Source organism: Neptunitalea lumnitzerae (genome assembly GCF_027924185.1).
In the GTDB taxonomy this organism is placed as follows: Bacteria; Bacteroidota; Bacteroidia; order Flavobacteriales; family Flavobacteriaceae; genus Neptunitalea; species Neptunitalea lumnitzerae.
The window spans coordinates 194431-207001 of the sequence record NZ_BRVO01000004.1 but is presented as its reverse complement, the minus strand read 5'-3'; the positions used below and the strand labels follow the sequence as shown (position 1 = coordinate 207001).

12 protein-coding genes and 1 tRNA gene are annotated in these 12571 nt (G+C 34.1%); 8 read left to right on the top strand and 5 right to left on the bottom strand.

The window, feature by feature from the left end:
• Window positions 1–449: 449 nt before the first annotated feature.
• A complete protein-coding gene (locus Y10_RS15695; RefSeq protein ID WP_281766365.1) occupies window positions 450–890 on the bottom strand; it encodes a retropepsin-like aspartic protease in 441 nt (146 codons plus the stop codon).
• A gap of 267 nt (window positions 891–1157) precedes the next feature.
• Here Y10_RS15695 and Y10_RS15690 point away from each other — a divergent pair, with 267 nt between their 5' ends.
• From Y10_RS15690 to Y10_RS15655, 8 genes are all read left to right on the top strand, one after another.
• Window positions 1158–1922, top strand: a complete 765-nt coding sequence (locus tag Y10_RS15690; RefSeq protein ID WP_281766364.1) for a TatD family hydrolase — start codon at window positions 1158–1160, stop codon at window positions 1920–1922.
• A 1-nt stretch (window position 1923) separates the two neighbouring features.
• Window positions 1924–2952, top strand: a complete 1029-nt coding sequence (locus tag Y10_RS15685; RefSeq protein WP_281766363.1) for an asparaginase — start codon at window positions 1924–1926, stop codon at window positions 2950–2952.
• A 70-nt stretch (window positions 2953–3022) separates the two neighbouring features.
• Window positions 3023–3110, top strand: a tRNA-Ser gene (locus Y10_RS15680).
• A gap of 76 nt (window positions 3111–3186) precedes the next feature.
• Window positions 3187–3909 (top strand): MotA/TolQ/ExbB proton channel family protein, encoded by a 723-nt coding sequence (locus Y10_RS15675; protein WP_281766362.1) that lies wholly within the window; start codon window positions 3187–3189, stop codon window positions 3907–3909.
• A gap of 40 nt (window positions 3910–3949) precedes the next feature.
• Window positions 3950–4366 carry a hypothetical protein gene (locus tag Y10_RS15670; protein WP_281766361.1) on the top strand — a complete coding sequence of 139 codons (417 nt, stop codon included), beginning with the start codon at window positions 3950–3952 and terminating at the stop codon, window positions 4364–4366.
• A gap of 2 nt (window positions 4367–4368) precedes the next feature.
• A complete protein-coding gene (locus tag Y10_RS15665; protein ID WP_281766360.1) occupies window positions 4369–4980 on the top strand; it encodes an ExbD/TolR family protein in 612 nt (203 codons plus the stop codon).
• Between the two features lie 11 nt (window positions 4981–4991).
• Window positions 4992–5474, top strand: a complete 483-nt coding sequence (locus Y10_RS15660) for an ExbD/TolR family protein (RefSeq protein ID WP_281766359.1) — start codon at window positions 4992–4994, stop codon at window positions 5472–5474.
• 87 nt (window positions 5475–5561) lie between these two features.
• Window positions 5562–6275, top strand: a complete 714-nt coding sequence (locus tag Y10_RS15655) for a porin family protein (protein WP_281766358.1) — start codon at window positions 5562–5564, stop codon at window positions 6273–6275.
• Here Y10_RS15655 and Y10_RS15650 read toward each other — a convergent pair.
• The 4 genes from Y10_RS15650 to Y10_RS15635 all read right to left on the bottom strand — a co-directional run bounded on the left by Y10_RS15650 (window position 6270) and on the right by Y10_RS15635 (window position 12530).
• Window positions 6270–6875, bottom strand: coding sequence for a hypothetical protein (locus tag Y10_RS15650; protein WP_281766357.1), 606 nt, complete (start codon window positions 6873–6875; stop codon window positions 6270–6272). The two genes, Y10_RS15655 and Y10_RS15650, sit on opposite strands and share 6 nt — an antisense overlap.
• A 1-nt stretch (window position 6876) precedes the next feature.
• A complete protein-coding gene (rpoN, locus tag Y10_RS15645) occupies window positions 6877–8334 on the bottom strand; it encodes an RNA polymerase factor sigma-54 (RefSeq protein ID WP_281766356.1) in 1458 nt (485 codons plus the stop codon).
• Between the two features lie 91 nt (window positions 8335–8425).
• Window positions 8426–9859 carry an asparagine--tRNA ligase gene (gene asnS / locus Y10_RS15640; protein ID WP_281766355.1) on the bottom strand — a complete coding sequence of 478 codons (1434 nt, stop codon included), beginning with the start codon at window positions 9857–9859 and terminating at the stop codon, window positions 8426–8428.
• Between the two features lie 244 nt (window positions 9860–10103).
• Complete coding sequence (locus Y10_RS15635) at window positions 10104–12530, bottom strand: efflux RND transporter permease subunit (protein WP_281766354.1); 2427 nt, start codon at window positions 12528–12530, stop codon at window positions 10104–10106.
• Window positions 12531–12571: the final 41 nt, after the last annotated feature.

The window sequence follows — 12571 nt, the reverse complement described above, 5'->3', positions numbered from 1 at the left end:
GCTTATTATATAATTACAGCAATGATGGTGTTTATAAGTGTGTAAATGCCATACGCAAGGCATAGTAAAATAATTAAAAACACCGATTTTCGGCTACTAGGATTTAGTAACAGATTACTGTAGATAAATTTTATTCTTCTAATAGGTTTCATAGCATTATTAAAAATGATGCCATTTAATAAGTAGGTAGGGGGGGTAAGTTATTGGGTAACTATGAAAAAAACGTTAGTGAACGTACTGTATTGTTTAAGAGTTTAAATTGCTATAGATAGTAGTGAGTTTACTAATGTAAATACTCCAAATAAAAAGCCGAATAAGCATACTATTAATACGGCTAAACTGTTTTGCGGTTGATGTTGATTTTGATGTGTCATGGTTTTTCTTTTTCTAGTTGGTATTACAAAAGTGTATTTTTCAACTAGGGTACACATCGGTAAAAACACGTATTTTTATTTTAAGTACAAGTTTTTCTTTTTATAGTCAATAACTGCTTTTCCTTTTTTTAGTACGTCTGCACCAATAATTCCATGTACAGGTAGGGCATCGTGCATGGTTAATGCTTGGTTTACATGGGTAAGATCAAAAACTACCACTTCTAGTTTTCTTTTACTCCATCCTTTTATATGTAGTACATTGTTTTTAGAAACTTTAGTAAGTAGGTTGTTACCGCCTGCTCCAGAAGCTTTTATTTCTGAATCTTCAGCAAAAAGTTTAAAATGGTCTACGCAATCTAATCCAATACAAGTATTAGAGGCGCCAGTGTCTAAAATAAATCTTCCTTGAATACCGTTTAAGTGGGCTCTTAGTTCAAAGTGATTAGTGTTGGTAAAGCTTAAAGGAATTTTGTTGTATCCCTTTGCTAGTAAAAACTCTTTTAAATTCTGTTCCATAGTAAGGTGGCTATTGTAGTTGTTTTTTACTGTGCGCATAAAATAACTACAAGCATCTTTTTTTTAAAATCGAGACAATGCTCGGGGTGTTGTAATTTGATAATGCAGTAAAATTATGATTTTTAATTTGAATCTTGTTATAATGACATTGAGTAGTAGCGATTATTTAAGTAGGTTTAACATCTTTTGACAAATCGTTAAGTAAGTGGTGTGGATATTTTCTGTTGAATGTGAGGCTATAAGAAGTTGCTTTTATATTTTTGCCGCATGATTACAGATACACATACACATTTATATTCTGAGGCATTTGAGGAAGATAGAGATGCCATGATTGAAAGAGCTAAAGAAAATGGGGTAAGTAGATTTTTTCTACCGGCTATAGACTCAACATACACAAATAAGATGTTGACGTTACAAGAAAAATATCCTGAAGAAGTTTTTTTAATGTTCGGGTTGCATCCAACACATGTAAATGAAAACTATAAGGAAGAATTAGCGCATGTTAAGGAGATGCTTAAAACACATAAGGCGTATGCTGTTGGAGAAATTGGTATGGATTTGTACTGGGATAAAACCTATATAAACGAACAGCGAATGGCTTTTAAAGAGCAGATACAGATAGCAAAAGCCAATAAAATGCCTATCAATATTCATTGTAGAGATGCGTTTGATGAAGTTTTTGAAGTGCTTGAAGAGGAAAAAGGAGCTGATTTATTCGGTATTTTTCATTGTTTTACGGGAACGCTAGAGCAAGCAAAAAAAGCTATTGGTTACGGAATGAAATTGGGTATTGGAGGTGTAGTTACTTTTAAAAATGGTAAGATAGATACTTTTTTACATGAAATACCTTTGTCTCATATAGTGGTAGAAACTGACGCTCCGTATTTAGCGCCAACGCCTTACAGAGGAAAAAGAAATGAGAGTTCGTACATCATAAATGTGGTAGAAAAGTTAGCTACAATATATAAATCTACTCCGGCTGAGATTGCTGAGATTACTACTGCTAATGCTAAAGAAATATTTGGAATATAAGATGGCAAATAGATCTAAAATATTGCTTATTTATACCGGTGGAACTATTGGTATGATGAAAGATTATGAAACAGGGAGTTTAAAAGCATTTGATTTTGATCAGTTGTTAAGTAAGATACCAGAATTGTATCAAATTGATTGTGATATTGAAACTGTATCTTTTAAAGTGCCTATAGATTCTTCTGATATGAAACCATCGTATTGGGTGGAATTAGCAGAAATTATTGAACGTAATTATACAGCTTTTGATGGTTTTGTAGTATTGCATGGTAGTGATACCATGAGTTATACATCGTCTGCTTTAAGTTTTATGCTAGAGAATTTAACAAAGCCTGTGGTGTTTACAGGTTCTCAATTGCCTATTGGAGATTTAAGAACAGATGCCAAAGAAAATTTAATTACAGCGGTACAAATTGCCTCGTTAAAGGAAAAAGGACAATCTGTAATCCAAGAAGTGTGTTTGTATTTTGAATATAAATTGTTTAGAGCTAACAGAACTTCTAAGGTAAATGCAGATGATTTTGAAGCGTTTTTGTCATTAAACTATCCTCCGCTAGCCGAAAGTGGCCTTCATTTAAAAATTTCTAAGGAGCATTTGTTGTCTAAAAATGGTAAAAATGACCTTAAGGTGCATAAAAAATTAGATAATAATGTGGCAATTGTAAAACTTTTTCCTGGAATTACGGAGTCTGTTTTGGCGTCCATTATGCTACATTCAAATGTAAAAGGAGTGGTTCTGGAAACCTTTGGTGCAGGAAATACCACTACCGAATCGTGGTTTTTGAACGTATTGGAAAAGGCAGTTTCTAAAGGAGTAATTGTTGTAAATGTTTCGCAATGTGTAGGTGGAAGTGTTTCCATGGGGCAATATGAAACCAGTGCAGCTTTGGAGAAAATGCGGATCATAAGTGGTAAAGACCTTACTACCGAAGCGGCTTTAACCAAATTAATGTATCTTTTAGGAGAGGGAATTCAACCGCGAGTTTTCAAAACTATTTACGAAACATCGCTTCGTGGTGAGTTATCCTAAAATTAACCCTTATTATTTTATCATTCCAAAAAAAATTTGTTATTTGCTGCCCTGAAAAAATAGCACAAACAGAGAGGTGGCCGAGTGGTCGAAGGCGCACGCCTGGAAAGTGTGTATACGCCAAAAGCGTATCGAGGGTTCGAATCCCTTCCTCTCTGCATATTTTTTTACAAAATGATACAAAAATTTTATATCTTTAAACCCTATTAACTAACAAAATTTAAGTCGAAAGAAATGAAAAGAGTATTCTCAATGTTTGCTTTTGCAGCATTAACAATTTTAAATGTTGCTACTGTAAGTGCACAAGATGCGGAGCCTACTAAAGGATTTCACCAAGTTTTGAAAGAACGTTTCATTGAAGGTGGACCATCATTCATGGGTATCGTGTTATTGTGTTTAATTTTAGGTTTAGCTGTAGCTATCGAAAGAATTATTTACTTAAACATGGCAACAACAAACACAAAAAAATTAGCTGCTAGTGTAGAAGAAGCTTTAGCTTCAGGTGGTGTAGAAGCTGCAAAAGAAGTTTGTAGAAATACCAAAGGGCCTGTTGCTTCTATCTATTATCAAGGATTAGATAGAGTAGATGAAGGTCTAGAAGCTGTTGAAAAAGCTGTTGTAGCTTATGGTGGTGTTCAAATGGGTCAGTTAGAAAAGAACGTTTCTTGGGTGTCTTTATTCATCGCGGTTGCTCCTATGCTTGGTTTCATGGGTACGGTAATTGGTATGATTTTAGCATTCGATAAAATTAGTTCTGCTGGTGGTCTTGATGCATCTTTAATTGCAGGTGATATTAAAGTAGCATTATTAACAACAGTATTCGGTCTTATCGTGGCAATTATTCTTCAGATTTTTTACAACTACATCATCGCTAAGATTGATAGTATTGTAAATGATATGGAAGATGCTTCTATTATCTTAATAGACTTATTGATTAGAAATAAAGTACATTCTTAATCAATACCACAAAATTTAATAAATTTTAAGACTCGATTTTATGCAAAAAATATTTAATATAGGAATTTTGGCGTTAGGTATCATCTGCTTTGTTCTATGGTACTTACTACTTCAAAATACCGATCCATATTCAGACGTATTATTTTACGTGTCTTATATTCTTTTAGCTATCGCTGTAGTGGGTGTTGCAATATTTAGTATTATCAATATTGTTAGCTCTGGCGAAAAAATTAAAAGAACTTTAATAGGACTAGGCGCTTTAGCTGTAGTTGTAATCTTAGGATATGTGTTAGCTGATGGTAGCAACATTGACTTTGATGCATTATCTAGAGCAGATATTAACGTTACTGAAGCAGAATCTAAAACTGTAGGAGCAGGTTTAATTACTTTCTACATTTTAATGGTTGTAGCTTTAGGTTCAATGTTACTTTCAGGAATCAAAAAAATGTTTAATTAATTATGGCAAAGAGATCAGCACCGGAAGTAAATGCAGGTTCGATGGCGGATATCGCCTTCCTTTTGCTTATCTTCTTCCTGGTAACCACTACCATTGAAACCAATCAAGGGGTGAGTGCTAAGTTACCGGAAAGACAACCGCCGAATCAGGAAGCTCCACCGATCAAGGAAAAGAATGTTTTCATGGTTATGGTAAATGAGCAAGATCAGTTGTTGGTAGAAGAGGAGCTAATGGGGATTGAAGACCTTAGAGAAGCTGCAGAAGACTTTTTAGATAACGGTGGTGATGGTTCTTGTACATATTGTCAGGGTGTTAAAGACCCAGCGTCTTCTGATAACCCTAACAAAGCTGTTATATCTTTAAAAAACAATAGAGGTACCTCTTATGAAATGTATGTAGCTGTACAGAATGAGTTACAAGCGGCATACAACAGTCTTAGAGAGCGTGAGCGTAAAAGATTGTATCCTAACGAGGTTGAATGGAGAGAGATGTGGGCACAGTATAATGCTGCGAAAACATCTGATGCTAGAAAAGAAGCTCTAGAACCTAAGATTAAAAAGCTACAGGAACTTTTTCCACAAAAATTATCTGAAGCAGATACACAAAGAGATTAAAATTCATAACTATGTCTAAATTTAAGAAAAAGAAATCAGGTGAATTACCAGCGGTATCTACGGCTTCGTTACCGGATATCGTATTTATGTTACTTTTCTTCTTTATGACAGTTACTGTTATGAAGGATAGTGATTTGATGGTGAAGAACTCGGTACCTAAAGCTAGTGAAATACAAAAACTGGATAAGAAAGATCCTGTTATGTATATCTACGCTGGGAAACCAACACCTAAGTACCAAAAGAAAGGTGGTACTTCGGACCAAGTTCAGATCAACGATAAATTTGTGAGTCCAGATGAAATTCCTAATTTGGTATTAGAATATCAATCAGGATTACGTCAAGAGTTACAAGATCGTTTTATCACTGCTTTAAAAGTAGATAAAGAAACTAAAATGGGTATTGTTACCGATATTAAAGAAGCATTACGTGATGCGAATGCATTAAAGATTAATTATATTACAACAGAGGGAGATCCTCTTGAAGGCTTAAAATAGTTAAGAATCTTTAATTCTTTAATAAATGATATAAAAAAGCGTTTCAATTTTGAAACGCTTTTTTAATTTCTAATATATATTTGTGGTATGAGAAAGGAGTTTACTTTATTAATGTTACTGTTGGTATTACCGCTTGCTTTGGTAAAGGCGCAATCTGCTGTTACAGATAGCTTGCATTATAAGTATCCAGACTCAACTTACTTTGAAGATCAGTTTTATGCTGGTATGGTGTATAATGTACTGCTTAACACACCAGCTAATCTTACACAAAATAATTTTTCTAATGGTTTTATTGTGGGGTTTATAAAAGATATCCCTATTAATACAAATAGAAATAAGGGCTTTGGTGTAGGTTTGGGGTATACTAATAATTCTTTTTATTATAATATGCGCGCTACACGGGTAAATGGTGTGGTGCAATATGATTATATAGATGGTGATACCTCTTACAAACGTAGTAAGATTGAGACACATGCTATTGAGATACCTATAGAATACCGCTGGCGTACATCTACAGCAACTTCTAATCAGTTTTGGCGTATCTATACAGGTGTTCGTATTAGTTATGCTTTTTCGCGTTTATCTAAGTTTATTTCCGACTCAGAAAAGGATGTGTTTACGAATGATACTATAGAGCCTTTACAATATGCTGCTTATGTTAGTTTGGGGTATAAAACCTGGAACTTGTATGGTAGTTTTGCTTTTAGTAAACTATTTAAAGACGGTACAGTTATTAGAAGTACTGGAGAATCTTTAGATATGAGTTATTTAAATGCAGGCTTGGTTTTTTATATTTTATAACCAGTATTGAAAAGTTAAAAGTTGGGGTATAAGCCCAATGAAAATCCCTAGAATAATTTCTACTCCAGTATGTGCTTTAAGGTATAATCTTGCTGAAGCTACCATGCCAGTGAATACTATTATTGCTGCGGCTAATAAGGTAACATCTTTAGAAAAGTGAAAGCTTAAGCCAATAATATACATTAGTACTCCTGTAATACCGGTTAGGTGTATACTTGCTTTAATTTTAAACAACACCATAATGAGCAACGAAATATTACTAGCTAAGATAGCCAGAAAGAAGTAATAGAGCTCTGTAGCGCCTGTTTTTGGTATTAACCTAATAAGAATTACCAGAATAATAACAATGTTGAATACAAGAGGTATAATACGCTCTTTAGTGTTTGATGCGGTGAAGTTAGATAGAGCTCCTAATTTTTTTAAAACTATGGCAAGCAATAACGGTACAAGTATAGTTAAGATACCTACAGATAATAAACTTGCGTTAATCACTTTTGGTAAAAAATAGATGGGTGATATTCTAAAATACAGAAATACCCCAAGTATAGGCATAAGAATAGGGTGAAACAGTACAGATACTAGTTTAAAAAATAGCCTCATATTACAATTGCTTTCTTAAACGTGCAACAGGTATATCTAATTGCTCTCTGTATTTTGCAACTGTTCTTCGGGCAATAGGGTAACCTTTGTCTTTAAGCATTGCAGCTAGCTTATCATCTGTTAGTGGTTTTCTTTTATCTTCCTCGTCTAAGATGTCTTGTAGTATACGCTTAATCTCAATGGTAGATACATCTTCTCCCTCATTATTTTTCATAGCTTCAGAGAAGAATTCTTTAATAAGTTTAGTGCCATAAGGTGTGTCTACGTATTTACTGTTAGCCACACGAGATACGGTAGATACATCCATGCCAATTACATCCGCAATATCTTTTAAAATCATGGGGCGTAATTTCTGTTCGTCACCAGTTAAAAAATACTCCTGTTGGTAATCCATAATGGCATTCATGGTTACATAAAGGGTTTGCTGTCTTTGTAAAACAGCATCTATAAACCATTTGGCAGCATCCAGTTTTTGTTTGATAAACTGTACGGCTTCTTTCTGAGATTTAGATTTTGAAGAGGCTTCTTTGTACCCAGCAAGCATGTTTTTATAGTCTTTAGAAACATGAAGCTCTGGTGCGTTTCTTCCGTTTAAAGTAAGTTCTAATTCACCATCTCTAATCTTAATCGAAAAATCGGGTACTACATGTTCAACAACTTTGTTATTAGTGTAAGAACCACCTGGTTTTGGGTTTAGTTTTTCAATTTCATGTACAGCATCTTTTAGTTCGTCTTCTGTACAGCCAAATTTTTGTAGTAATTTTTCGTAGTGTTTCTTTGTGAACTGTTCAAAGGCTTCTTCGATAATACCAACAGCTAAAGTGGTTCTTGAAGATGGTTCTTTTCTTTTTAATTGAATAAGTAAACACTCCTGTAAGTCACGTGCACCAACCCCGGCAGGGTCTAACTCATGCACTACATCTTTTAGCATGCGTTCAATATTTTCTTCTGTGGTGAAAATATTCTGAGTAAACGCAAGATCGTCCATAATGTCTAAAACACTTCTGCGTATATAACCGCTTTCATCTATACTACCAATTAAAAAATAGGCAATCTCACGGTCGTCTTCACTTAGTGTAAAAGTGTTTAACTGATTTTCTAAATGTTGATGAAAAGACACAGAGGCTTCAAACGGAAGTGTTTTTTCTTCGTCGTCACTACTGTAGTTATTTGCCTGAAGTTTATAATCAGGTATTTCGTCATCACTTAAATACTCATCTACATTAATGTCTTCAGCTTCTATGCGTTCGCTATCGTAGTCTTCATAGTCGGTATCAAACTCATCGTGCTGTTCATCATGCATTTCTTCTTTACCGGTATCAAGCGCAGGATTTTCCTCAAGCTCTTGTTTTAGCCTGTGTTCAAATGCCTGTGTAGGCAACTGTATCAACTTCATAAGTTGAATCTGTTGCGGAGATAACTTTTGCGATAATTTAAACTGTAAATGCTGTTTTAACATTGATGTATAAAGTGTTTGCTATAAAAGTAAAAAAAACAATCTACAGCCCATAGGGTGTAGATTGTTTTTGAAGTATTTTTAACTGAATTTGTTAAAATTCTGCGTTCTTTGGAGTTCTTGGGAAAGGAATAACGTCTCTAATATTTGTCATTCCGGTAGCAAATAAAACCAAACGCTCAAAACCTAATCCGAAACCACTGTGTACAGCAGTACCAAATTTTCTTAGGTCTAAGTACCAATAAAGTTCTTCTTCATCAATACCCATAGTTTTCATTTTATCTACTAAAACTTCGTAGCGTTCTTCTCTTTGTGCACCACCAACTATTTCACCAATACCTGGGAACAAGATGTCCATGGCTCTAACGGTTTTACCGTCGTCATTTAAGCGCATGTAGAATGCTTTAATTTTTGCAGGGTAATCAAATAAAATTACCGGACATTCAAAATGTTTTTCAACTAGGTAACGCTCATGCTCACTCTGTAAGTCTGCACCCCAGTCTTCTATAATATAGTCAAACTTTTTCTTTTTGTTTGGCTTAGAGTTTCTAAGAATCTCAATAGCTTCTGTATAGCTTACACGTTTAAAATTGTTATCAAGTATAAAATCAATTTTCTCACGTAACGGCATTGGGCTGCGCTCGTTCTGTGGTTTTGTTTTTTCTTCGTTTAATAAACGTTGCTCTAAGAAAGCTAAATCATCTGCACAATGTTCTTTAACATATCCTAAAACCGATTTGATAAAGCGTTCTGCTAAATCCATGTTGCCGTCTAAATCCATAAAGGCAACTTCTGGTTCAATCATCCAGAATTCTGCAAGGTGACGTGTTGTATTAGAATTTTCAGCTCTAAACGTAGGACCAAAAGTGTATACTTTACCTAATCCCATGGCATAGGTTTCAGCTTCTAATTGACCAGATACGGTTAAGTTGGTTTCCTTACCAAAAAAATCTTCTGCATAATCTATGTTACCTTCTTCTGTTAAAGGAGGGTTTTTAGCATCTAAAGCAGAAACTCTAAACATTTCTCCGGCTCCTTCTGCATCACTACCAGTAATAATTGGTGTGTTTACGTAATAGAAACCATCCTCTTGAAAAAACTTATGTACTGCAAATGATAGGGCAGAACGCACACGCATTACAGCGCTAAAAGTATTAGTACGTACGCGCAAATGTGCATTAGCTCTTAAAAACTCAAGAGAGTGTTTTTTAGGTTGTATAGGGTACTCTTCTGGGTTAGATGCTCCCAAAATTGTAATGGTTTGTGCTTGTATTTCAACAGCCTGTCCGCTTCCTTGACTGGCAACCAAAGTACCTTTTACTTCTATAGCAGCACTGGTTGTTATTTTTTTAAGAACTTCTTCATCTGTATTTTCAAAATCTATAACACACTGAATATTGTTTATAGTAGACCCATCATTTAAAGCAATAAAACGATTTGATCTGAATGTTCTTACCCATCCTTTTACAACAACATCTTGTTGTGTTTTTCCTTCTGAAAGTAGTTCTTTTACACTGTAAGTTTTCATGTATTCTGTTCTTTAAAAGAAAGGCAAATATAACTTTTTGCCCATATTGATGAAAGCTGTAACTAGTTAATTCATAGTTAACTTAAAAAAATAACTATAAATACTAAAATTGTAAGCTAACTAGTTGTGCCATATTGTTTTTTATAAGATAACTTTATTATATTTGCAACTCATACTCGTACTTAACAACCGTTAAGTAAAAGTAGGTTTGGGGGTGTAAGGCCTGTTAATTTATTAACAGGCTTTATTTTTTTTCATCTGTTTCATCCTCAGAGGCTTCTAATTCTTCTTCCTCATCATCATGTGTTAGAATGTCTATATTCGGTTCAATAAATTCTTCTTTATTGGCTACACTTCTTTCTAACGATAATAACAAGGTTGGTAATAAAACCAAGTTAGATAACATTGCAAAAAGTAAGGTGAAAGATACTAACCCACCTAGGGCTTTTGTACCACCAAAACTAGATATCATAAATACAGAAAAACCAAAGAAAAGTACTATGGAGGTGTAGAACATACTCACACCACTTTCTCTTAAGGCTGCAAAAACAGATTTCTTAATTTTCCAGTTGTTCAGTTTTAGCTCTTGTCTGTATTTAGCCAAGAAGTGAATGGTATCATCTACCGATATACCAAAGGCAATACTAAATACCAAAATGGTAGATGGTTTTAATGGTATGCCTAAATACCCCATCATACCTCCGGTAATTAATAAAGGTAGTATGTTTGGTATTAACGATACAACAATCATTTTGAAGGAGCGGAACATATATGCCATCAATAATGAAATAAGGAAGATGGCTAATGCTAACGATACAACTAAATTGTTTATTAAGTAATTGGTTCCTTTTGTAAACATATAGGCTTTACCGGTTACTGTAACGGTATACCTATCTGTTGGAAATAGCTTTTCAATCTTAGTTTTAAGATCTTCTTCTATTTTTTCCATTTCGTCTGTACCAATATCTTTCATGAAGGTTGTAATACGAGCTACTTGCCCTTCGTTGCCTACAAAATTGTTAAGCACGTTGCCTTGTACTCCGCCGTTTTTAAGATACGAAAGAATAAAGGTGTTTTCTTGGCTGGTTGGTAGTTCATAGTATTTAGGGTTGCCATTGTAATACGCCTGCTTTATGTACTTAGCTAAGTTAACTACCGATAGCGGGTGCGAAAGGTGTGGTGTTTCTTCAATTAGCTGTTGTAGTTCTTCCATTCTTCTAAGAGTAGGAAGCTTCATAACACCATTTTTTCTTTTGGTGTCAATCATAATTTCAAGAGGCATAATTCCGTCAAACTCTTCTTCAAAAAACTTAATGTCTTTGAAAAACTGAGCACTCTTTGGCATATCTTCTATAATACTACCCGAAACTCTAATTTTATAAATACCAATAATACTAGCCACGAGCAAAACAATAGATGCAATGTATACCGATATTTTTCTGTATTTAACTAAGTGTTCTAAGTAATTTACAAAACCTTCTACCCAACGTCTGTTTAAGTGCTTTAAGTGTTTTGTTTTAGGGGTAGCCATAAAACTATATATAATAGGTATTATGGTTAGTGATAACATAAATATCACAAGTATGTTTATAGAGGCTACAATACCAAATTCTTTTAATAGCTTACTTTCAGTAATTATAAAGGTAGCAAAACCTGCTGCAGTTGTTGCGTTGGTCATTAAAGTAGCGTTACCAACTTTACTAATAACACGCTGTAAAGCTTTTGCTTGGTTGCTGTGCTTTTGGTACTCTTGTTGATATTTATTAATTAAGAAAATACAGTTAGGTATACCAATAACAATAATAAGCGGAGGAATAATAGCTGTAAGTACAGTAATTTCATAGTTTAATAGCCCTAAAATACCAAAGGCCCACATAACTCCAAATATTACTACAATCATTGAAATGAAAGTAGCCCTAAACGACCTAAAGAAGAAAAAGAAGATTAAAGAAGTAACTCCAAGTGCTGCCAAAATAAACATGCTAATCTCATCAATAATGTTTTGAGAGTTTAAGGTTCTAATGTATGGCATACCCGATGTTTTAACATCTAAACCAGTTTGGTTTTCAAAGTCTTCTATAAGGGGGATAAAGTCATTAAAAATAAAGTCTTTTCTAACAGAGGTGTTTACAATCTCCTTATCCATGTACACTACACTTCTAAGGGTACGGTCTTCTTTGTTAAAAAGTAATTTATCGTAAAAAGGTAAATTGTTAAATAGCTTGTCAGTAATACTATCTAGTTGTTGTTGGTTTTTTATTTTACCTTTTGTGAGGGGTTCTAAATCAAAACGCTGCTCTTGTACATTTTTTTTAATGGTTTGCAGGTTTTCAGTAGACATTACCAGTGTAGTTTCTGGTAAGGCTTGTAACCTTCTGTTAAGCGTGTTCCAGTTGTTAAAGTTTTCAGGTGTAAATAAGGCACTGTCTTTTACTGCTAAAACAATAAGGTTACCCTCTTCGCCAAAAATATCTAAAAACTTATTGTACTGTATGTTAACGGTGTCATGATCTGGTAATAAGTTAGCTTCTGTATAGGTGAAGCGCATGTTTTTCCATTTGGTACCTAAGAATACAGTTGCACCAAGAATCATTAAAATAACTAGAAATCTGTTTCTAAGAAGTTTTCCAGCTAAAAAATTCCAAAATCCGGAGGACTTTCTCTTTGCCATGATTTTATTTTAGAGTGGCAAATTTAGCTAAATAATAAGGT